This window comes from Lonepinella sp. MS14436, assembly GCF_042470565.1.
Classification (GTDB): Bacteria; Pseudomonadota; Gammaproteobacteria; order Enterobacterales; family Pasteurellaceae; genus Lonepinella.
This window is the reverse complement of record NZ_CP170385.1, coordinates 695,708-719,555: the sequence shown is the minus strand read 5'-3', so window position 1 is coordinate 719,555 and position 23,848 is coordinate 695,708. Positions and strand designations below refer to the sequence as shown.

Below are 23,848 nucleotides of genomic sequence, written 5' to 3'. Positions count from 1 at the left end.
AAAGTGCGGTGTGATTTCCTCTTAATTTTAATCAACCAACGATATCAAGGATGATGTCGTTGTTTTTTTATTAATATCCACTTGACATTAACAGACAAAAATTTACACTTAGTAATAATCCAACCCTTAGTTGTACGCTTTTGTCACTTATCCAGACATTATGCCGAACCTTAGGGTTTTTTCTATATAAGGAAAAGAAAATGGCGATGGCGATTTTAATTGATGGTACTTATTTTATTAAACGTATCAGGCATTTTGAACCAAATAACTATTTTAATGCACAACGTATAGCAGATCTCGCTGTTCGCTGTGCTATGTTACATTTATCGGACAAAAGAAAGGTTAAACAAGAACTCTATCGTATTTTTTCTACGATTGTGCTCCATTGGAAAAGAAAATGCACAATCCTATCAGCAAAAAGGCAGTTGATTTCTCGAAATCAAATGAAGCCATATTCAGAACCGAACTACACCAACGTTTATTAAAAAAAAGAAAATTAGCATTGCGATTGGGTGATTTATCTCAAACCGTAGAATGGATTATTAAACCAGATATTGAACAAGCTATTTTAAAAGGAAAACGTGATCTATCAAAATCTCCATTGCAAGAAAATGATGTGATTATTAATACTCGGCAGAAAGGTGTTGATATGCGAATAGGTATTGATATAACCACACTAGCTTTAAAAAAACAAGTTAATCAAATAGTACTTATTGCTGGTGATTCTGATTTTGTACCCGCTGCAAAGTTGGCAAGGAGAGAAGGTGTTGACTTTATTTTAGATCCTATACATCAAAATATCCCTGACCAACTTAATGAGCATATTGATGGATTAAGAAGTACATACTTTCATAAAAAGAAACATGATGATTTACAAGAAATCATATTGGCAGAAGCTGTTTTAAATAGGGTGAAAATGGGTAAAGAATCATTACAAGCTTAGCAGATGTTGAAATGGAACTTGATTTAATCTACAAAATGCAAAATGGGTTAGAAGAAACTATTACGCATGAAGAAGCAATGAGAAATTTAAGAAAGGTTTTAAAATTAGATGAAAACTGATTACCCATGCAGTAAACATAAAACTCAAATAGCACAATCAGACAAACCAACAATATTAGAAAGTGCTTTTGAAAGAGCCGTTAAAGTCATTAATAAACATCAAACAATTCATTTAAATACCAAACAATGGCAAAAAGTAATGGCGATATTAGATGCTGAACCTGATCCACACCCAGAAATGGTTGCACTGTTTAATCGGGGCTATAAGAATGTTAATGTTGATAACTAAATTTAATAATCTTACGATAGAAACTTATTTGATTGCAATGTTATAGAACTCAAAGGAAACAAACATGAAACTCAAACTACACTATCTCGACCGTTCTCGTGCTATGCGAGTGACTTGGTTATTGGAACATATTGGCTTGCCTTATGAATTAATCTCGCATAAACGTCAAGAAAATATGCACGCACCAGAAGCACTGAAAGATATTCACCCGTTAGGCAAAGCTCCGTTACTTGAAATTGACGGAAAAGTCATCACTGAATCAGTGGCTATGGTGGAATGGATTATCGCAAATCACGCCCCGCATCTTGCTCCAGCGACAGATAGCCCTGAATATGCCGAATATTTACAATGGCTACAATTTAGTGAAAGCACCGCAATGATCCCATTAGTACTTAAATTTATTGCTGCGAGAGAACCCACTCCACCACAAAACACCTTAGCTTATGCAGACAGTGAAATAGAAAAAGTTTATGACTATGTAAACCGTCAGTTAGCCAATAAACGCTATATTATGGGCGATAAACTCACGGGAGCAGATTTTGCCCTAGCATTTGCTCTAATCTTTATGAAAATGGTATATCAAGGTAAATTCACGCATATTGATCGCTATCTTGCCGATTTACATCAACTTCCAAGTTGGCAAAAAGCCCAACAAATTGAGCAACAGGTGTTGCAAGGAAAATAAGGCTTGTCACCCTGCACTCACGTACAGGGCTAGGCATAGTCACGATGCTCCGCATCTTATCCACTTCCGAACCCAAGCCACAGCGTGGCGTCACCATGCTTAGCCCCGTACGCCAGTGCGGGGTGGGTGTCTTGTCATTCTGCAATCTATCCTATTTTTTGACTAATCCTTTGTCATTTCTCAAAAAGTTCCCACTAAAAATGTGATCTAGTTCACATTTTTGAAATAAACTTTCCTGTCTATATTTATTTTTGAATATTTACTTTAATAAAAGATAAACAAATTTAATTATTCCTTTTAAATCAATTAATTGAAAATTCACAAAAAATAATAATATAGAAAAATTCTTTCAAATTTGTGATCTAGATCTCATTTTTTCAATCTAATGAAATTTCATAACATATTGATTAATCTACAAATCATGTTTTCTTCAAAAAAGTTCCCTATATTGACATAAAAAATCAATTCATTTAAATTTCGCATCAAGAAGTAAAACTTCAAATAGCAAAGGAATTTGCTAAACTCTAGTCGAAATAATCGATTTGTTATACTTAACCAAAATAAGGAAACATTATTATGAAAAAAACACTTATCGCTCTAGCCGTCGCTGCCTTAGCTTCTAGTGCTGCCAATGCAACTGTGGTTTATCAACAAGATGGTACTAAACTTGACGTTGATGGTCGTATCTCAATGCAAGTTAGAAAAGAAACTAACAAACGTACAGATTTAGTGGATAAAGGTTCTCGTGTACGTGTTCGTGCTTATCAAGAAATTGGTAACGGTTTCAGTGCATTAGCCAATATGGAAATTCGTTTTACTCAAAATGGTACTATTGGTGATGGCATTCATACTAAACGTTTATTCGGTGGATTTGCACACAAAGATATCGGTGCCTTAACATTCGGTCGTCAATTAACCGTTGGTGATGATTTAGGTTTATCAGATTTTACTTATGAATTAGGTGCAATCACAAAAGTAGTTGATGCTCATAATAAAGCGGTTCATTTTAAATCAGCTGATTTTGGTGGTTTCCATTTTATGGCTGACTATTACTTTGGTAATTCTGCAAAACACAGCACACGTTACACTACAACCAAAGATAGTTTGGGTAATGTAACTATCACCGCAAAATCAGACAATCAAGAAACTGCTGATGACGGACAAGGATACGGTTTGGGAGCATTCTATAAAACTAAAGTTGGTGAATTTGGATTCGCAGTTGAAGGCGGTTATAGCGAAATTACAAGAGGTGACTGGAGAACAGGTAACGGTGATGGTAAAGCGGAGTATAAAACTAAAGGTGCTACTGTTGCTGGTCTAGTTTCTTACGGTCCAGTGGCTTTAGGTTTAGACTGGTCACATGCTAAATCAACTAAAGATAACGTTGACAATAAATTCCGTGTTGGTGCTAAGGCATTTAACCAAGTTAACCAATTTGAAGTCGGTTTAAAATATCAAATCACACAAAACAACAAAGTCTATGCTGAATACTTATGGGGTACAGGTAAGACTAAAGGTACCGAAAATGGTAAATTCCGTGGTTGGTTCTTAGGTGCAGATCATTATTTCAACAAAAATGTGTTAGTTTATGTTGAGGGTGGTTCATTCAAAACTAAACAAGCGGGTGTAACCTTAGAGAAAAATAAACAAATCGCTTTAGGTACTCGTATCCTCTTCTAATCTCTAACGAAATTGCTAATGTTTTTTATCATTTGATCCTTTCGCCCCATTATTTTAATGGGGCTTTTTTATGGCAATTAATCTCATTAAAATAACAGTGATAAATTTGGTTCAGGTGTAGAAGAGCGGTTTTAATCTTCTTTATTTGCGACAATGAATTAAGGTGGTATCAAACTCACTACACTATACATAGACTAATGACACCACCATTGCAGTTTATTCTAATTACAATTACATTTTGTCTTTTTTCATCTCGTCGGATTTCATCATGTCCGATTTTGTACCTCCTTTTTTCATATTGTCGGATTTCATCATGCCCGATTTCATGTCTCCTTTTTTCATTTCATCAGATTTCATCATGTCTGAGTGCATGTCTCCTTTTTTCATTTCATCAGATTTCATCATCATATCTGATTTCATATCACCTTTTTTCATTTCGTCAGCTTTCATCATTTCTGAGTGCATCTGGTCTTTGCTCATCTGATCTTTTTTCATATCAGCTGCATTTGCGTTCACGGCAAAAATAGAAAGTAATGATACTGCACTTAAGGTTTTTAAAATATTTAAAGATTTCATAGATTTCTCCTTTAATTAAGATAAATTGTTAGCGAAAGAATATATTCACTATCCTTTCATTAGCATTAGTCGGACGAGTAGCAGAAACCTTACAAAATTTTTTAATAAAATAGATAAAATAATAGTTAAGATATTTTATTAGTGGTAAAAACAGCAATGAAAAGATGCGGATGAAATGTTCTAATATGTAGAAGATCAGAGACCGATCTTCTACAACTTAAAAATTATTTTTTCCAACCTTTTAACGCATCAGCAAAGGCATTATTGGTGAAAGATTGATTATGCCGTTCATGACGACCTTTGGGCGATGAATTTCGTTCAGAACTGCGGTCAAATTTTTGCTCTTTTTTCACCGCACTTTCCTCTAGTCGCATGGTTAAGGCAATCCGTTTGCGAGCTACATCGACTTCAAGCACTTTAACTTTCACCACATCGCCCGTTTTCACCACTTGATGAGGATCTTCAACGAATTTATCCGCCAACGATGAAATATGTACTAAGCCATCTTGATGCACACCAATATCCACAAATGCCCCGAAATTGGTCACGTTAGTAATGGTTCCCTCTAAAATCATACCTGCTTTCAAATCCGTGATGTCTTCCACGCCGTCCATAAAGGTCGCCGTTTTAAATTCACCCCGTGGATCGCGTCCTGGTTTTTCTAGCTCTTTAAAAATATCCATTACCGTTGGTAAACCAAATTTTTCATCGGTGAATTGTTTTGCTTCAAGCTGACGAATAGCAGAAGCATTGCCCATTAAATCTTGAATGGATTGTTCTGTGGCTTGTAAAATTTTTTCTACTACTGCATAGGCTTCGGGGTGAACTCCAGACGCATCAAGGGGATTTTTGCCCTGATTAATTCGCATAAAACCTGCACATTGCTCAAAGGCTTTTGGTCCTAAGCGTGGCACTTTTTTCAATTCAGTTCGACTGTTGAAACGTCCGTTCTCATCACGATAATCCACGATATTTTGGGCAAGCGTCTTACTCATGCCAGCTACACGTGCCAATAAGGCAGATGAAGCCGTATTTAAATCCACCCCGACAGCATTAACACAATCTTCTACCACCGCATCAAGTTTACGCGCCAGTTGGGATTGATTCACATCATGTTGATATTGCCCCACCCCAATGGCTTTTGGCTCAATTTTCACTAGCTCCGCTAGCGGATCTTGCAAACGGCGAGCTATGGATACCGCTCCACGTAAAGATACATCTAAATTCGGAAATTCTTGTGCCGCCAGTTCAGACGCAGAATAAACCGATGCCCCAGCTTCACTGACGACCACAATCTGCAGTGTATTTTGCGGAATTTGTTTAATCACTTCCTTGGCAAAACGTTCTGTTTCACGTGATGCCGTCCCGTTACCAATCGCAATTAATTCGACATTATGGGTTTTAATCAATTTAAACAACGTTACCAAAGCGGTTTCCGTTTGCCCTGTATGTGGATAAATCGTGGCGGTATCAAGCAATTTTCCTGTATTATCCACCACGGCGACTTTCACCCCCGTGCGTAAACCTGGGTCAAGTCCCATGGTATTTTTCGCTCCAGCAGGGGCTGCCATTAAAAGTGCGGTTAAATTTCGGGCAAAAACATCAATCGCTTCCTGTTCTGCTTTTTCACGTAAAGCCCCCATTAATTCCGTTTCTAAATGTAACGCCAGTTTAATTTTCCATGTCCATGCAATCACTTGCTCACGCCATTTATCCGCAGGTTGAGCATTAAAACGCACACCCAAATGCTCACGAATAATTTCTTCACAATAGCTTGAACGACTACCTTCTGCTGCATCAGGATCGGCATTAAGGCTCAGTTGCAGAAAACCCTCATTACGTCCACGCAACATGGCTAATGCACGGTGTGAGGGTACATTTTTTAACGGTTCTTGATGATCGAAATAATCTTGGAATTTCGCCCCGTCCGTTTCTTTTCCCTCAAAAACTTTGGAAATTAACACCGCACTTTGTTGTAAATATTGACGGACTTTTGCCAATAATTGTGCATCTTCGGCAAAGCGTTCCATTAAAATATATTTCGCACCGTCTAACGCCACTTTACTATCGACCACACCTTTTTCGGCATTCACAAAGGTTTCTGCTGTGTTATCGGGATCGTGATTAGGTTGCAACCATAATAAATCCGCCAACGGCTCAAGACCTGCTTCAATGGCAATTTGTCCTTTAGTGCGGCGTTTTGGTTTGTAAGGAAGATAGAGATCTTCGAGTTCGGTTTTGCTTTGAGTTTGTTGAATTTTTTGTTGCAGTTCAGCGGTGAGTTTGCCTTGTTCTTCAATGGATTTCAGAATCGTCTGACGGCGATCTTCCAATTCACGCAAATAAATTAAACGGGTTTCAAAATGGCGTAACTGGGTATCGTCTAAGCCACCCGTCACTTCTTTACGATAGCGAGCAATAAAAGGAATCGTATTGCCATCATCGACTAACTGAATCGCAGCCAGAATTTGTTGCGGACGAACATTTAGTTCATCAGCGATAATTTGAGAGATTTGTTGGTTTAACATTAACATATTGATACTTCTTTAAGCAAAAAATTGCTTAATAGCATACTGTTTTTGTCGAGGAAAATAAAGCAGTATCAAACTGGATACGATCAAAGACCACAAAACAAATAAGGCGAATCCATTCGATTCGCCCTACTCTATTTTAGTCAAAGCAGTAAAAAATTAATAGACACCTTGTGCCAACATGGCATCAGCGACTTTAACGAAACCAGCCACGTTTGCACCCACCACATAGTTAATATTTTTGCCCTCACCTGAACCATATTTTTTACAGTTGGCATGAATATCTAACATAATGCTGTGTAATTTAGCATCGACTTCTTCACGGCTCCAGTATAAACGTTGTGAACCTTGTGCCATTTCTAAACCAGATGTCGCTACCCCACCGGCATTGGCAGCTTTACCTGGTCCAAATAATACATCCGCCGCTAAGAACGCATCGGTCGCTTCAATGGTGGTTGGCATATTAGCCCCCTCAGCCACTAATTGTACGCCATTGACAATGAGTTTTTGTGCATCAGCTAATTCAATTTCATTTTGGGTGGCACAAGGCAATGCAATATCGACTTTTACTCCCCAAGGACGTTGACCTGCATGATATTCTAAGCCGAATTGTTCCGCATAATCTTTCACACGACCACGTTTCACTTCTTTAATTTCGATTAAGGCAGCTAATTTTTCTGCGGTGAAACCGTCTTTATCATAAACATAGCCCGATGAATCTGAACAGGTAACCACTTTTGCACCAAGTTGTAACGCTTTTTCAATCGCATATTGAGCAACATTACCTGAACCTGAAACAGAAACGGTTTTACCTTGGAAAGATTGACCTTTTTCCGCTAACATGGCTTGTGCAAAATAAACTAAGCCGTAACCTGTGGCTTCAGGGCGAATTAAACTCCCACCAAAGGAAAGCCCACGACCAGTGAATACGCAAGCAGCTTGGTTAGATAATTTTTTCATATAACCTGCAAGGTAGCCTACTTCACGACCACCTACACCAATGTCGCCTGCTGGCACGTCAGTATCTGGACCAATATGACGATATAATTCTGCAATTAATGCTTGGCAGAAACGCATCACTTCCGCATCAGATTTGCCTTTTGGATCGAAGTCGGAACCGCCTTTCGCCCCGCCCATTGGTAAAGTTGTTAAGGCATTTTTGAAGATTTGTTCAAAACCTAAGAATTTTAGGATAGATAAGTTGACTGATGGGTGAAAACGCATACCGCCTTTAAATGGACCAATCGCACTATTGAACTGCACACGGAAAGCACGGTTGACTTGGGTTTGACCTTTGTCATCTGTCCATGCGACACGAAATTGGAATGCACGTTCAGGTTCAACTAAACGTTCTAATAACGCTTGTGAGCGGTATTTTGGATTTTTTTCAATAAAAGACCAAATAGAGGTAAATACCTCACGCACTGCTTGTAAAAATTCAGGTTGATGACCGTCACGCTGTGCAACGTAAGCTAGAAAGTCTTCTAATGATGATACTGAGTTAGACATAATATGTTTCCTTTTTTAATATGAGTAATATGTTTGTTTGCAATCGCTGTTTGAACAGCTCGGGTTCTACTATGCAAAAACACAATTCAAAATGCAATGCTTTTTTTCATCTTCTCAAAAGATAAATCAACACAACTAAATGAAAATTATTTTTATTCAGTCAATAAGTGCAAAAATTATATTTTTTCTAAATAAATTACAAAATAGGCTATTTTTGTTTAAAATAAGCCTTAAATAATCATTAAATTATATAGATAAAATTATTCATCAAACCAATATTAGATAAGATATAAAATAAACGATATTTATTTATGTTTTATTTAATTATTATGGCATTTATATAAATATAATATTCGATATATTTACACAAACCCTTATTCAATCTAAGATGATTTTACCTATATAACGAAATAACAAAGTGCGGTGTAAAATCTGTTATTTTTCCCACCTTGTTAGCTAAAACAATTTTACTTTTACTCTATTTGCAGGAAGACAACTTATGACAACGCTATATGATCGCAGTGAAGTGCGTGAAAACTGCGGTTTTGGGCTGATCGCCAATATTGACGGCGTGCAGAGCCACAAAGTCGTACGTAATGCCATTTTAGGCTTATCTCGGATGCAACATCGTGGGGCGATTTTATCAGACGGTAAAACTGGCGATGGTTGCGGTTTATCTATTCAAATGCCAGAAACCTTTTTTCGCCATATCGCCGATGAGAATGGCTTTTCCTTAGCTAAAAATTTTGCGGTGGGTCAGATTTTTTTACCGCAAGATGAGAAATTGATAGCCGAATTTATTGAGATTATTAATCAAGAACTGACCGAAGAAACCTTAGGCATTGCCTATTGGCGTGATGTGCCAACCAATCCATCGGTTTTAGGCTCAATCGCTCTTGCAGATATGCCAGCGATCAAACAGGTGTTTATTAATGCACCGAGCGGTTGGCGAAATCAAGACTTACAACGTCGTTTATTTGTGGCTCGTCGTCGTATTGAAAAACGTATCAGCCATGATGATTTTTATATTTGTAGTTTTTCTAATCAGACCGTGATTTATAAAGGTTTGTGTATGCCGAAAGATTTGCCGAAATTCTATACAGATTTAGCCGATCTACGCATGCAATCTGCTATTTGTTTATTCCACCAACGTTTTTCCACCAATACCCAACCCCGTTGGAAATTAGCTCAACCATTCCGCTATTTAGCCCATAATGGTGAGATTAATACCATTTCAAGCAACCGAGCTTGGGCGAGAGCAAGGGGTTATAAATATCGCACGCCGTTAATTCCAGATTTACAAACTGCTGCACCATTCGTAAATGAAAGTGGTTCGGATTCTAGCTCGTTGGATAATATGTTGGAGCTGTTTGTGTGTGGCGGTATGGATTTATTCCGTGCCATGCGTTTATTAGTACCGCCTGCGTGGCAACATAACCCTGACATGGACGATAATCTGCGAGCTTTTTATGATTTTAACTCTATACACATGGAACCTTGGGACGGTCCTGCTGGGATTGTGCTGTCTGACGGTCGTTATGCTGCTTGTAACCTAGACCGTAATGGTTTACGCCCAGCTCGTTATGTGATCACCGAAGATCGCTTAATTACTATCGCATCAGAAATCGGTATTTGGGATTATGCACCTGATGAAGTGGTAGAAAAAGGACGGGTTGGACCGGGGCAATTATTAGTGATTGATACCAAAAAAGGGCGTTTAGTGCATTCCGATGAAATTGATAATGAAGTTCGCTCCAGACATCCTTATCGCCAATGGCTAGATAAAAACGTCAAACGCTTAGTGCCATTTGATCAAGTAGATGATAGCCAAATTGGTGCGACAACGTTAAGCGAACAAGAGTTATTGGTGTATCAAAAACAATTCTTATACGATAACGAAGAAATTGAGAATATCATTCGTGTACTGGGTGAGAACGGGCAAGAAGCGGTCGGTTCAATGGGTGATGATACGCCATTTGCGGTACTATCTGAACGTCCACGAGTAATTTTTGATTATTTCCGTCAATATTTTGCACAGGTAACAAACCCACCGATTGACCCATTACGTGAAGCGCATGTGATGTCATTAAACACTAGTATCGGACGTGAAATGAGCGTGTTCTTTGAAGCGGAAGGAATGAGCCATCGAGTCAGTTTTAAATCACCGATTTTGGTCTATTCCGATATGCAACAAATTTTGGATTTGCCACAACAATATTATAAACACCAAATTTTAGACGCAACCTATAACCCCGATGAAATGAGCTTAAAACAAGCCATTGAAAATCTGTGTGAAGAAGCCAAAAGTGCGGTGCAAAATGGTGCAGTTTTATTAATCGTGTCCGATCGCAATATTAGTAAATTCTATCAACCGATTCCAACTGCCTTGTCAGTAGGGGCATTACAAAATCAATTAGTGTCTGCCAATTTACGTTGTGATACCAATATTTTAGTCGAAACCGCCGAAGCTCGCAGTCCGCATCATTTTGCGGTGTTACTTGGTTTAGGGGCAACTGCTATTTATCCGTATCTTGCCTATGAAACCTTAGGGCAAATGGTGAAAACGGGTTCAATCAAAAAATCCTTACGTCAAGTTACGGCAAATTTCCGTTATGGCATTGATAAAGGCTTGTACAAAATTATGTCGAAAATGGGGATTTCCACCATTTCATCTTATCGTTGTGCCAGATTATTTGAGTTAGTGGGTATGAGTTCAGAAATTACTGATCTTTGTTTCCCTGGGATTACTAGTCGAATTGAGGGTGCCAGCTTTGCGGATTTTGACCAGCAACTTAGTCAATTACGCAAACGGGCATGGCGACCAAGTCAAGATTTGGATATGGGCGGATTCTTGAAATTCAAACCGCAAGGGGAATATCACGCCTATAACCCAGATGTGGTGATGAACTTGCAAAAAGCCGTCAATAGCGGTGATTATGAGCAATACAAAGCCTATCGTGATGCCGTGAATCATCGTCCTGTGGCGACCATTCGTGATATGTTAAAGCTCAAAACAGACCCCAATAATGCGATTGATGTTGCACAAGTTGAGCCAGCGGAAAATCTATATAAACGCTTTGACAGTGCCGCCATGTCTATCGGTGCATTAAGTCCAGAAGCACACGAAGCCTTAGCCACGGCAATGAACCGTTTAGGCGGTTATTCAAATTCAGGTGAGGGCGGTGAAGATCCGAAACGCTATGGCACTGAAAAAGTGTCTAAAATCAAGCAGGTGGCATCAGGTCGTTTCGGTGTTACTCCAGCTTATTTAATGAGTGCGGAAGTGATTCAAATTAAAGTCGCACAAGGGGCAAAACCAGGTGAGGGCGGTCAATTACCAGGGGATAAAGTGACCCCTTATATTGCACAATTACGCTATGCGGTACCAGGGTCAACCTTGATTTCACCACCACCGCACCATGATATTTATTCCATTGAAGATTTAGCTCAATTAATTTTCGATCTCAAACAAATTAACCCGAAAGCGTTAATTTCGGTGAAATTAGTGTCTTTACCAGGTGTGGGTACGATTGCCACAGGGGTCGCCAAAGCCTATGCCGATCTGATCACCATTGCAGGTTATGACGGCGGTACTGGGGCAAGCCCATTATCCAGCGTGAAATACGCAGGTTCACCGTGGGAATTGGGTTTAGCCGAAGCACAACAGGCGTTAGTGGAAAATAATTTGCGTCATAAAGTGCGGTTGCAAGTGGATGGCGGTTTAAAAACAGGTTTAGATATTGTCAAAGCCGCCATTTTAGGGGCAGAAAGTTTTGGTTTCGGTACAGGTCCAATGGTGGCATTAGGCTGTAAATACTTGCGTATTTGTCACTTAAATAACTGTGCCACAGGTATTGCGACCCAAGACGAAACCTTACGCAGTAAACATTATACTGGCTTGCCAGAAAAAGCCATGAATTACTTTAAATTTATTGCACAAGATGTGCGTGAGATTTTAGCTCAATTAGGCGTAGAAAAACTCACCGACTTAATCGGTCGCACCGATTTATTGGAAATTATTGATGGTCATACGGGTAAACAACGTGGTTTAGATTTAACTAAATTACTCTATTCGCCACAAGTGCCAGCTGGCAGTGCAAGATATTGTACGCAACACAATCCACCATTTGACAAAGGTTTGTTAAACAAAGCGATTGTAGAACAAGCGCAAGAGGCGTTAGAAAGTGGCTTGAATAGTGAAATGAATTTTGACGTGAGCAACCTAGATCGTTCTATTGGAGCAACGCTTTCTGGTATTTTGGCAGCACGTTACGGCAATCGTGGTAATCCATTGCAAGAATTTAATATTAATTTAACCGGTACCGCTGGACAAAGTTTAGGAGTATGGCTGGCAGGTGGTGTAAATTTGACCTTAACAGGTGATACTAACGACTACGTGGGTAAAGGTATGGCTGGTGGTCGTATTGTGATCAAACCGCACGCAGGTGTTTCATTCAAGGCGGAAGATGCCACCATTGCGGGCAACACTTGTTTATATGGTGCCACTGGCGGTGAATTATTTGCATCAGGACGTGCTGGCGAACGTTTTGCGGTGCGTAACTCTGGTGCATCTGCAGTGGTTGAGGGTATCGGCGATAACGGTTGTGAATATATGACTGGCGGTATCGTCACCGTGTTAGGCAAAACGGGGATTAACTTTGGTGCTGGCATGACGGGTGGATTCGCTTATGTGCTTGATACAGATGGCGGTTTTAAACAACGGCTTAACCCTGAATTAGTAGAGGGTTTAAGCATTGTGGATTTACCAACTCATCAAGAGCATTTACGTGGCTTAATTTCTCGCCACGTAGAATTAACCCATAGTGGTATCGGTGAACGTATTTTGGCTAACTGGGAACAATATGTTTCGCAATTTGTGTTAATTAAACCAAAAGCCAATGATGTCAATGGGTTATTAGGGCATAAACGCCGTACCGTGAATGAATTAGGTGCGTTAGCTCAGTAATAAAAATTTGTGGGATTTTCACCGCACTTTATTTAAGCCAAAGTGCGGTGGAAAAAGAAAAAGTTTTTAAAGATTTGAAGGAATAAACTATGGGTCGTGGAAACGTCTATCAATTTATCGACTTGCAACGTGTGGATCCACCGAAAATTCCACTTAACGTAAGAAAAACCGAGTTTGTGGAAATTTACAATGTATTTAGCGATACACAGGCACAATCTCAAGCGGATCGCTGTTTGGAGTGTGGCAATCCTTATTGTCAAAACAAATGTCCGTTACATAATAATATTCCGAACTGGCTACGTTTAGCCCATGAGGGACGTATTATTGAAGCGGCAGAATTAGCTCATTCCACCAACAGTTTGCCAGAAGTCTGTGGTCGTGTTTGTCCACAAGATCGCTTATGCGAGGGGTCATGTACCTTAAATGACGGATTTGGCGCTGTCACCATTGGTAATGTGGAAAAATATATTACTGAAAAAGCCTTTGCAATGGGCTGGAAACCAACTATTAATGCCGTTCCAACGGGTAAAAAAGTAGCTATTATCGGTGCTGGACCTGCTGGCTTAGGTTGTGCCGATGTATTACTTCGTAATGGTGTAGAAGTCAGTATTTACGAACGCCAGCCAGAAATCGGTGGTTTGCTTACCTTTGGTATTCCTGCATTCAAACTGGAAAAAAGCGTGATGACACGTCGCCGTGAGCTATTTACCGAATTAGGCGTAAAATTCCACTTAGGAGTAGAAATTGGCAAAGATATCACACTAGACGAACTGGTCGCACAGTATGATGCAGTATTCTTAGGTGTCGGTACCTATCAAGGCATGAAAGCAGATATTCCCAATGAAAATGCCACTGGCGTTTATTCTGCCTTACCATTTCTAATCGGCAATACGCAACATTTACTCGGCTTTGATGCCCCTGATTTTGTTAATATGCAGGGTAAACGTGTGGTGGTACTGGGTGGCGGTGATACTGCTATGGACTGCGTGCGTACTTCGGTTCGACAAGGTGCGGTGGAAGTAACTTGTGTTTATCGCCGTGACACTGCCAATATGCCTGGTTCGAAAAAAGAATATCATAACGCTAAAGAAGAGGGTGTCGATTTTGAATTTAACGCTCAACCGGTAGAAATCGAAGCCGATCCTGTTGCCATTGAAACGGACACATCAGGTAAAGTGACAGGGATTAAAATTGTCAGAACCAAACTAGGTGCCACAGATAGCAACGGTCGCCAGCGTGCGGAAATTATTCCGAATAGCGAAGAAATCATCTCTTGCGATGCAGTGATTGTAGCATTCGGTTTCGCTCCACATGCGATGCCGTGGTTAGCCGCAGTCGGCGTGGAAGTGGATAATCGTGGTCGCATTAAATCCAACGGCGAATTGAAACAACAAACCGCCAATCCAAAAATCTTTGCTGGCGGTGATGTTACCCGTGGCTCAGATTTAGTGGTAACAGCTATTGCCGAAGGACGTGATGCCGCTCAAGGGATTTTAGAGTATTTAGATGTGTAATTTAAATCGTTAGATTCAAAGTGCGGTAAAAAAATATCAAATATTTTTCACCGCACTTTCTCTTTCGTCAGTATAACAACACACAAAAAAAAACAGGATTATCTCTAATCCTGTTTTTTTCCACTTAATCAAACATTAAGCATAATACATTTCAAATTCCACTGGATGTGGGGTCATGTTCAAACGCTCTACTTCTTTACGTTTCATGCCGATAAAGGTATCAATAAAGTCTTTAGTGAATACGCCACCGTGGGTTAAGAACTCATAGTCTTTTTCCAAATTATCCAAGGCTTCGCCTAAGGAACTAGATACCGCTGGAATTTCTTTTAGTTCTTCTGGTGGTAAATCGTAAAGGTTTTTATCCATTGCATCACCTGGGTGGATTTTATTGATAATACCGTCCAGACCTGCCATTAATAAGGCAGAGAAACACAAATATGGGTTCGCCATTGGATCTGGGAAACGAGCTTCTACACGTGTCGCTTTCGGGCTAGTAACGGCTGGAATACGAATAGATGCAGAGCGGTTACTTGCAGAATAAGCTAATAATACTGGAGCTTCAAAACCTGGCACTAAGCGTTTGTATGAGTTAGTGGTTGGGTTAGTGAATGCGTTTAAGGCTTTCGCATGTTTAATCACGCCGCCAATATAGTAAAGTGCCGTTTCGGAAAGACCCGCATATTTATCTCCCATAAATACGTTTTTGCCGTCTTTACTTAAAGACATATTACAGTGCATACCTGAACCATTATCACCAGCAAATGGTTTTGGCATAAAGCAAGCGGTTTTGCCATGTTCTAATGCCACGTTTTGCACGATATATTTATAGATTTGAGTTTCGTCCGCTTTTAAGGTTAAGCTGTTAAATTTAGTTGCAATTTCATTTTGACCTGCGGTCGCTACTTCATGGTGATGAGCTTCAATCACTAAGCCCATTTCTTCTAACAATAAACACATTTCAGAACGAATATCATGTCCGCTATCAATCGGAGCAACTGCACAGTAACCGCCTTTTTTCAATGGACGATAAGCATTGTTGCCTTGTTCTTTATATTTGCGATCGGTGTTCCACATGGCTTCTTCATCATCAATGGCGTAAGACACTTTATTTGGCTCAGTGGAGAAACGTACATCATCAAATAAGAAAAATTCAGGTTCAGGTCCAAACATGACATGATCTGCCACGCCAGTGGAACGCATATATTGTTCTGCACGCAAGGCAATAGAACGTGGGTCACGATCGTAGCTTTGCATAGTGTTCGGGTCATAAATACTACAACGAATAGATAGGGTTGGGATTTGTGCAAATGGATCCACCACCGCACTTTCTGGAATTGGCATTAATAGCATATCCGCTTTATTAATCGCTCGCCAACCTTCTACTGAAGAACCGTCAAACATTTTACCTTCTTCAAAGAAATCTTCATCAATGACACTAGCTGGCAGTGATACACCGTGTTCTTTTCCTTTAATATTGGTAAAACGAAGAAGAACAAATTTGATATCGTTTTCTTCGATAAGTTTAAATACGTTAGCAATGGCTTGTGTTTTTGACATAAGAAACTTCCTTCCAAGTTAATTTTAATAGTAAGTAAATTCTTGCAATGTGGTTGCGTGTATAAAATAGCAAAATGATTTAAAAATAACAATCATATTATAATTTAATTTTAACAAATAAAATACATTATTGAAATATATCTAATTTTAAACACATAATGATAGATATTTTTTAATTAACCATCTTAACAGAAATACTTGATCTATTTTATCACTAATTTCCCACCGAGCTAAAGAGCTAGCGACCTAAAAAAGGTTTATATCTGCAATATACTATAACAAAACCACCCAAATAACCCAACCCAATAAGCCATTGAACAATTTCTAAAGATTGCTGGCTGATTTGGCTAAAACCTAAACAAAGATAGCCTAGACTGGCGATAAATTGGAGCAAATAATAGGCAAAAAGCGGTGGAAAACGCAGTAAATCCCAATAGTGAAATTCTTTCAAATTCGCCATAAACAGGCAACCGATACCCATCGCAATAAAACCACTCACATTGTCGGTGAGAAAAATTTCGCTTAACAAATAAAAAACCAAGCATACCGCCAATAAATTACGGTAAATCAGATTAGGGATAAAAATCGGATTTTTGAGCGAACTGTTTTTTAATGCGACTTTGCTCAGTATCATACTGAGTTTGAAACTCTCCCCAAGGGTCGCCAACACGGCAAGGTGGATTAAGTCATACAGATTATTCATAATATAACTACTCATAATACACTGCCCCTTGCAAATACTGCTTAACGGCGTTTTCTTCGTAATGGGTATCACGCAAGGCAAAATCTTCATTGAGCAAAATACGTTGTTGAATAAGCATGCCTTTGGCACTCAATAAGAGTATTTCATGGCTTAAACGTACCGCTTCAAAGCGGTCGTGCGTAACCAGCAAACAAGCCAAGGTTTTCTGTTGTACTCGCTCTTGTAACAGGCTGATTAATTTATGGCGTAAATCCCGATCTAATCCCACAAACGGTTCATCTAATAACGCTAAGTCGCAATCGCTTAATAATAAACGCAAAAATGCCACTCGCTTTGCCATACCGCCACTGAGTTCGGTAGGATATTTATTTAAATCTGCTGGGATTAAGCCGATTTCTGCCGCCAAGGCATAAATTTTCTGGCGTTCAGGGATTGGCATAAAAATTTCAATATTTTTCACCGCGGTTAGATTGTTTAATAGACGATTTTCTTGAAATAGGAAACCGATTTTATGGAATTGATTTATCATATCGCCTGATTTTGGTTTTTCTAACCCACTAATTAAACGCAACACCGTGGTTTTGCCACAGCCACTGGGTCCAAATAGGGTTTTGATTTCACCCCGTTGCAATTCAAGGCTAAAATCTTGCACAATAACATCGTTTAAAATCGCAAAATGCAGATGAGATAATTTCAGCATATTTTTACCTTTTCCACGGCATAAACAAAATTTCCAATGGCTTAATAATCAAGTATTCAAATAACGCCACCAACAAAATTACCAACACCACATAAGCCATGACGGTTGGTGTATCTAACATCACACGAGCATCGGCAATACGTGAACCCACGCCATCGCTTGCCCCTAATAATTCTGCCATCACCACCACTCGCATACCTGATGCCACCGCAACGCTGATACTGGCAATAATATAGCTAGTTAAATGGGGAATATACAGATAACGCATTTTCTTCGCCCAACCGAGATGATGCACATCAAACAGCTCTTGCATTTGTTTGCTTAAGGTCGCAATGCCCACTGAGCTACTGGCAAAGGTCAGCGGTGTGACGATGATAATAATGGTAAACAGCACGCTGGCATTGCCAAAACCAAACCAAAATAATGCCATCACCACCCAAATAATCGGCGGTGTAGCGAGCAACATCGTCATTAAGGGGTTGAGCATTGCCATAATGGTTTTTGATGTACCTGCGATTAAGCCTGTAACAATGCCGATCAATAAAGCACTGCTCACACCCACCATGGCTCGCCACAGTGAAAGATCAATTTGATTGCCACGAAAATCCTGCAACAAGGCAAAGGCTCGTTGAAAAACGCCGAGCGGGCTTGGAATTAAAAATTCCCCCACGCTATTGCTTCCCCATTGCCAAATCGCCAGTAGCACTGCCACTATGCCAAGGGTGGCAAAACCACCCCATAAATAATCCAAGATGTAGAAGATTCTCGCTTGTGGCTTGCGGACTTTATCGACTTTTAACATAAGAAGAAGTCATCTGTTGGCAATTTTCCGCCTAATAATTTCGGGTTGTAACGCAGAATGATTTCATAGAAACGCATTATTTCTTCTTTCATTTCGGAGCCTTTCGCCACCGTCAAATTAGCATGCGGAATGGCGTTTGCAATAGCGGGAGCGGGTGCCGGCATGTAATTGGTACCGATTTCCGAAGCACTCTGAGCGTTGTTTTTTACCCAAACCAAGGCATTTTGCAAATCTTGGTGGAAGATTTCAAATTCCTCCGCATGAGCATGGTAGAAATCCACATCGGCGATAATACCAGCATTCGGTGTAACTGGTTTAGAATTGAATGCTTCCGCCCACGCCTGCCCGAAATTAAAGGAACGAACCACTTCTACACCCATTTTTTTACCTTTCAGAATACAGGCACTGGCAAGCGGCTCGGGGACAAACACTGCATCAAATTCTTTGCTCAAAAAGAGGCTGACGGCTTCGGCAGGTGCCGCTGCGTAGGTGATGTCCACTCGCTCTGCATTGATACCACGTTGTTTCAGTAAGGCACGGAATACAATATCGGGCATATCATTTTTAAATGGTATGATGACTTTCTTATTCGGCAATTCTTCTGGTGAATTGAGTGGTTTTTTGCTGACTAATTGGGTAATGCCGTTAGTCAGAATGTTGATCATGCCGACCTTTTGTCCCTGATTGCGTAGGTTAACCCCGACATTGCTCGGACTCATCATCACCTTAAATTCACCGCTGGCAATACCTGCCCGCAGATGGTCTGGATTACGCCAGACTTTCAGTATGACCTCTCTTTGTTTGGCGAGTTGCCCCTGTAATCCTGCTACCGCAATAGTCAGGCTCGGTAATGCTGGTGCCCCGTAAACCGTGAACGGTTCTTTGGCTGCGGCGAAAACCGAAGGTGCGACGCCTGCCAAAGCCAGTGCGGAAGTTAATTTCAAAAAGGTTCTACGTTCCATTTCAAGATTCATCTTTTTTCTCCCAATGTGTAATTAGAATGAAGCATGTAGGCTTAACCAATAAGTGCGACCCGAGGCGTTGACCACATTTGGTGTGAGTGCCAACACATGATCGCCACTGATAAATTCGGCATATTGGCGGTTAAAGACATTATTCACGCCCAAACGCACCGCGTATTTATCCTGAATATTTAAGCCAGCATACAAATCCAGCACGGTAAATTGTTTGGCGGCTAAACGATTGTCAATGCCTAAACCCGAAGTGCGGTCAAAATCACCTTTGTTTTGTTTCGCCACATAACGTACAGCAGTGCCAAGATTGTAGCTACCGTATTGGAAATAATTGCGGTAATCTAAATTAGCCGTCAATTCAAAGGGGCGAATTTGATACAACGGACGATCATCTGTGTCATTTTTGCCGTAGTTATAAAAGGCTTTTGCCCCCACTGCCCAATTTTGTAAGAAATTGTAGTTGGCATACAGGTTTGCAATCACTAATTTCGCATCTACATTGCGAGTAATAATGCCACCGCTGCTGTCAATAGTGCCTGATTGTCCACGAGTGCGGTCAAAAATAATCAAGTTTTTCACATCGTCATACACCAACGAACCGCCCACATTCCAGCCGTTATCCAACATAGAATTTAAGTAGCCTTTGTAAAATTCATTTTTCAGATCAAAATCAAATTTAATCCGATTATGCTCTTCAGGTTTCACCCAAGGATTATCCACAATGGCACTGACGGGCTGTTGGTTCATGGTTGTACCGTTCGGACGCACCACAATAGAAGCAAGGGAATTAAACCGCTCCATATTGTCACCCACCCGTTCTAAATGACCTAGGCTTAATTCATAGCGTTGTAATTCGGTTGGAGTGAATTCATATTTCAACTCGGCAGATAAGGCATTTTGTTTGATTTTGCCATCGGATGAATTACGCCCGAAATAGGTTTTCCACAGGGTTTGAATATTAGCAAATTGCGTGCCTTGTATCATCGGATTAGGCAGATTGGTGTTATATTTTCGTACATCTGCACGGTTATATTCATAAGTCAAACCTAAGCCCAGTTTATGCTGTTCATTAAAGGTATAATGCAGGTTATCAAACACCCGATAGCGGTCAATATGCACGTTACCAAAACGATAGCCGTTTAAAATATCCCGTGCAGCGGTATGCAAATAGCGGTCGCCATCGTGGTCATCATGTTGATAACTCACGCCAATTTGATTATGGAATTTGCTCCAATCTACATCATATTTAACTGCGGCATCAAACACTTCACGATGTAATAACACATACACATTATTGCCCGCCACCGAACGCAAGGAATAGTTATCCGCATGGCGTTTCACATGGCGATAGGTTAATTCGGTACTTAATGTGTTACTTAAATCTTCTTGTCCAAAACGACCATTCAAACGCACCACATAACGCTCGGTACTGACAGGATCCATTTGATGTTCAGGCTGTTTATCATCGTCTAAATCATCATGAATAAAAGTCAAGCGGAATTCCGTGCGGTCATTCGGCAACCAACCTAACACAGCGGCTTGATTAAAGCGTTCATAACCAAAATTCACCTTGTTACCTTGCCCGTCTTTATAGCGGTTGGCTTTGGTGTGATTAATGTTAAACAACGCATAATAATTGGCTTCACGGAAGCCTGAAAAAATCGAATTATAAAAACTTGAACCATAAAAAACCGAACTCAATTTTAACGGTGCAACGCCTTCATTGACTTTGTTCGCCACCGAAAAATACTGTGAACGATCGGTGCGATCAAATTGGTTTTCTACCATATAGCCTTGGGCAATATTGGGAGCAATGGGTTTGGGTGGGGAAAATTCTTTTAAGGGTTTAATTTGATCAGGATCGGCAAGATCGGTGGCAAAAACGGATGGTACAGTGGCTAATACCGCAAGTCCTAAAAGGGTTTGTTTTTTCATAATAACCTCTATCGCTATTGATAATCGTTCTTAATAAATTATACTCAATAGTTGATTAAAAAAGTAGGTTATTTTGGATAAATCCCAAGCTGAAGTGCAAAATGATGAACAATTTATTAAAATACAGCCAATATTTCACAAATTGTTCACAAAAAATTTACGCATCATCAATCTTTAACAAAAATTATAAATTAATTTGGTGAGTAACTCACGGCTTGGTTGAATAAATTCGCTCGATAAAAATTCATCAGGCTGATGTGCTTGTTCAATGGAACCTGGACCTAACACCAAAGTTGGGCAAAGTTGTTGAATAAATGGGGCTTCGGTGCAATAGTTTACTACTTCACATTTTTCCCCTAGTAGTTTTTCTACCACCTGTACCACTTGAGCAGTATGTTCACATTCATAACCTGGGGTAGCTTCGTGTAAATTGCGTAAAGTTAATCGATCACCATATTGTTCAAACATGGGGGCAAGTTTGTCACGTAACATATTTTCTAAATCAGCTAACTGCATATTGGGTAACGGGCGAATATCAAATTGTAATTCACAGCAGGCACAAATTCGATTTACCGCATCGCCGCCGTGAATTGAGCCAAAATTCATAGTGGGATAAGGAATGGCAAAATCTGCATGATAATATTTTTCTTTCAGCTCATTTCGCATTTGCATTAAATACCCCGTGGCTTGGTGCATTAATTCAATGGCGTTAATGCCTTTGGCAGGATCGCTAGAATGTCCTGATTTACCAATAATTTGTAACCCTTTACCAATATGTCCTTTGTGGGCGCGAACTGGACGTAACGAAGTAGGTTCTCCAATAATGGCACAGTCGGGGCGAATATGTGTATGTTGAATAAAGGTTCTCGCGCCCAGCATGGTGGTTTCTTCATCAGCGGTGGCAAGAATACGTAATGGCTTAGTTAATTTGGTCAGATCAATTTGAGCAATCGCATCTAACACAAAAGCAAAAAAGCCTTTCATATCAGCGGTGCCTAAACCATAAAATTTACCGTCTTTTTCAGTGAGCTTAAACGGATCAAATGTCCAACGTCCCTCGTCAAAAGGCACTGTATCCGTATGCCCTGCTAATAATAATCCCCCTTGCCCTTCTCCATAGGTTGCAAGTAGGTTATATTTATGCTGACTATTTTCTACCGCTAAAATTTCTGTTTTAAAACCAACATTCTGTAACCAAGTTGCCAGTAATTCAATTAAAGTGCGGTTCGATTGATCGAATTTTTTTTCAATACTGCTAATAGTGGGAATAGCAATTAACTGGGAATACATATCAAGAAAAGCAGGAAGTTTTTTCATTCGATTTTCCTTATAATAGTTGCTTTTTAAATATTTATGCAGAATAATAGCATAATTAATCACAATAATACAAAACGAAAGAGGATAATATGACACAAAAAGCGATCATTATTGGAGCAAGTGGCTACACTGGAGCAGAGCTTGCTCAAATTCTTACTCGCCACCCTCATTTTGAATTGGCTGGGCTTTATGTTTCCCGTCAAAGTGCTGATGCTAACAAATTAATTTCGGATCTTTATCCTCAACTACGTACGTTTTGTGATTTGCCATTACAACCCTTGCCTGAGGATTTATCCTTGCTGGCAAATGATGCCGATATTGTATTTCTCGCCACAGGACATGAAGTTAGCCATGATCTCGCCCCTATTTTTTTACAACAAGATTGTCAGGTTTTTGACTTGTCGGGAGCATTTCGTGTCAATAACGCTGAATTTTACACCCAATATTATGGTTTTGAACACCAATACCCTGAATTATTAGCAAGTGCTGTTTATGGTTTAGCGGAATGGAATGATAAACAAATCCAGCAAACAGATTTAGTCGCCGTGGCAGGTTGTTATCCAACAGTATCACAGTTAAGCCTGAAACCGTTAATTGAAAATAATCTCTTAGATCTCAATCAATTACCCGTTATTAATGCCGTCAGTGGGGTTAGCGGAGCTGGGCGGAAAGCATCAATTACCAGCAGTTTCTGCGAAGTCAGTTTAAATGCTTATGGTGTATTTACCCATCGTCATCAACCTGAAATCGCCACCCATTTAGGCACAGAAGTGGTTTTCACGCCGCACTTAGGCAATTTTAAACGAGGCATTTTAGCCACGATTACCGCTAAATTGAATACAGGGGTAAGCGATGAACAAATTAAATCGGCTTATCAACAATACTATGCCAATCGCCCGTTAGTGCGAGTGTATGAGCAAGGTTTACCAAGCATTAAAGCGGTGGAATTTACCCCTTATTGCGATATTGGTTTTGCTACCCATAATGGACATATTGTCATTGTGGGGGCGGAAGATAACCTGCTCAAAGGGGCGGCATCGCAAGCGGTACAATGTGCCAATATTCGTTTCGGTTATAATGAAACATTAGGCTTATTTTAAGGATAATA

General features: G+C 39.9%; 17 protein-coding genes. 7 read left to right on the top strand and 10 right to left on the bottom strand.

What is annotated here, in order from left to right; translation table 11 throughout:
• The first annotated feature begins 397 nt into the window (after nucleotides 1–397).
• The 4 genes from O1Q81_RS03415 to O1Q81_RS03400 all read left to right on the top strand — a co-directional run bounded on the left by O1Q81_RS03415 (nucleotide 398) and on the right by O1Q81_RS03400 (nucleotide 3,656).
• The gene (locus O1Q81_RS03415; protein WP_386698243.1) at nucleotides 398–943 is read left to right on the top strand and encodes an NYN domain-containing protein; all 546 of its coding nucleotides are present in this window, start codon (nucleotides 398–400) and stop codon (nucleotides 941–943) included.
• A 108-nt stretch (nucleotides 944–1,051) separates the two neighbouring features.
• Nucleotides 1,052–1,291, top strand: coding sequence for a DUF1778 domain-containing protein (locus O1Q81_RS03410; RefSeq protein ID WP_386698241.1), 240 nt, complete (start codon nucleotides 1,052–1,054; stop codon nucleotides 1,289–1,291).
• A 64-nt stretch (nucleotides 1,292–1,355) separates the two neighbouring features.
• Nucleotides 1,356–1,976, top strand: a complete 621-nt coding sequence (locus O1Q81_RS03405; protein ID WP_386692483.1) for a glutathione S-transferase family protein — start codon at nucleotides 1,356–1,358, stop codon at nucleotides 1,974–1,976.
• A gap of 576 nt (nucleotides 1,977–2,552) precedes the next feature.
• On the top strand, nucleotides 2,553–3,656 hold the full coding sequence (locus O1Q81_RS03400) for a porin (protein WP_386698239.1): 1,104 nt from the start codon (nucleotides 2,553–2,555) through the stop codon (nucleotides 3,654–3,656).
• A 231-nt stretch (nucleotides 3,657–3,887) separates the two neighbouring features.
• On the opposite strand, the gene O1Q81_RS03395 is transcribed toward O1Q81_RS03400, so the two are convergent.
• The 3 genes from O1Q81_RS03395 to gdhA form a co-directional block, all read right to left on the bottom strand.
• Nucleotides 3,888–4,232 (bottom strand): pentapeptide MXKDX repeat protein, encoded by a 345-nt coding sequence (locus O1Q81_RS03395; protein WP_386698237.1) that lies wholly within the window; start codon nucleotides 4,230–4,232, stop codon nucleotides 3,888–3,890.
• 224 nt (nucleotides 4,233–4,456) lie between these two features.
• Nucleotides 4,457–6,760, bottom strand: a complete 2,304-nt coding sequence (locus O1Q81_RS03390; RefSeq protein ID WP_386698605.1) for a Tex family protein — start codon at nucleotides 6,758–6,760, stop codon at nucleotides 4,457–4,459.
• Nucleotides 6,761–6,922: 162 nt separating this feature from the next.
• Complete coding sequence (gdhA, locus tag O1Q81_RS03385) at nucleotides 6,923–8,272, bottom strand: NADP-specific glutamate dehydrogenase (RefSeq protein ID WP_386698235.1); 1,350 nt, start codon at nucleotides 8,270–8,272, stop codon at nucleotides 6,923–6,925.
• 499 nt (nucleotides 8,273–8,771) lie between these two features.
• On the opposite strand from gdhA, the gene gltB reads away from it, so the two are divergent.
• Both gltB and O1Q81_RS03375 read left to right on the top strand, forming a co-directional pair.
• Nucleotides 8,772–13,238 carry a glutamate synthase large subunit gene (gltB, locus tag O1Q81_RS03380; RefSeq protein WP_386698234.1) on the top strand — a complete coding sequence of 1,489 codons (4,467 nt, stop codon included), beginning with the start codon at nucleotides 8,772–8,774 and terminating at the stop codon, nucleotides 13,236–13,238.
• An 89-nt stretch (nucleotides 13,239–13,327) separates the two neighbouring features.
• Nucleotides 13,328–14,752, top strand: coding sequence for an FAD-dependent oxidoreductase (locus O1Q81_RS03375; protein ID WP_386689406.1), 1,425 nt, complete (start codon nucleotides 13,328–13,330; stop codon nucleotides 14,750–14,752).
• 135 nt (nucleotides 14,753–14,887) lie between these two features.
• Here O1Q81_RS03375 and glnA read toward each other — a convergent pair whose 3' ends face one another.
• The 7 genes from glnA to argE all read right to left on the bottom strand — a co-directional run bounded on the left by glnA (nucleotide 14,888) and on the right by argE (nucleotide 22,740).
• On the bottom strand, nucleotides 14,888–16,309 hold the full coding sequence (gene glnA / locus O1Q81_RS03370) for a type I glutamate--ammonia ligase (RefSeq protein ID WP_386689404.1): 1,422 nt from the start codon (nucleotides 16,307–16,309) through the stop codon (nucleotides 14,888–14,890).
• Between the two features lie 238 nt (nucleotides 16,310–16,547).
• On the bottom strand, nucleotides 16,548–17,027 hold the full coding sequence (locus O1Q81_RS03365; RefSeq protein WP_386698232.1) for a hypothetical protein: 480 nt from the start codon (nucleotides 17,025–17,027) through the stop codon (nucleotides 16,548–16,550).
• The gene (locus O1Q81_RS03360) at nucleotides 17,020–17,712 is read right to left on the bottom strand and encodes an ATP-binding cassette domain-containing protein (RefSeq protein WP_386689400.1); all 693 of its coding nucleotides are present in this window, start codon (nucleotides 17,710–17,712) and stop codon (nucleotides 17,020–17,022) included. The genes O1Q81_RS03365 and O1Q81_RS03360 overlap by 8 nt, the downstream gene beginning before the upstream one ends.
• 4 nt (nucleotides 17,713–17,716) lie before the next feature.
• Nucleotides 17,717–18,514, bottom strand: a complete 798-nt coding sequence (locus O1Q81_RS03355; RefSeq protein ID WP_386698230.1) for an ABC transporter permease — start codon at nucleotides 18,512–18,514, stop codon at nucleotides 17,717–17,719.
• The gene (locus tag O1Q81_RS03350; protein WP_386698228.1) at nucleotides 18,508–19,488 is read right to left on the bottom strand and encodes an ABC transporter substrate-binding protein; all 981 of its coding nucleotides are present in this window, start codon (nucleotides 19,486–19,488) and stop codon (nucleotides 18,508–18,510) included. The genes O1Q81_RS03355 and O1Q81_RS03350 overlap by 7 nt, the downstream gene beginning before the upstream one ends.
• A 21-nt stretch (nucleotides 19,489–19,509) precedes the next feature.
• Nucleotides 19,510–21,423 (bottom strand): TonB-dependent receptor domain-containing protein, encoded by a 1,914-nt coding sequence (locus tag O1Q81_RS03345; protein WP_386698226.1) that lies wholly within the window; start codon nucleotides 21,421–21,423, stop codon nucleotides 19,510–19,512.
• A 174-nt stretch (nucleotides 21,424–21,597) separates the two neighbouring features.
• On the bottom strand, nucleotides 21,598–22,740 hold the full coding sequence (gene argE / locus O1Q81_RS03340) for an acetylornithine deacetylase (protein WP_386698224.1): 1,143 nt from the start codon (nucleotides 22,738–22,740) through the stop codon (nucleotides 21,598–21,600).
• 89 nt (nucleotides 22,741–22,829) lie between these two features.
• On the opposite strand from argE, the gene argC reads away from it, so the two are divergent.
• Nucleotides 22,830–23,840, top strand: coding sequence for an N-acetyl-gamma-glutamyl-phosphate reductase (argC, locus tag O1Q81_RS03335; RefSeq protein ID WP_386698223.1), 1,011 nt, complete (start codon nucleotides 22,830–22,832; stop codon nucleotides 23,838–23,840).
• Nucleotides 23,841–23,848: the final 8 nt, after the last annotated feature.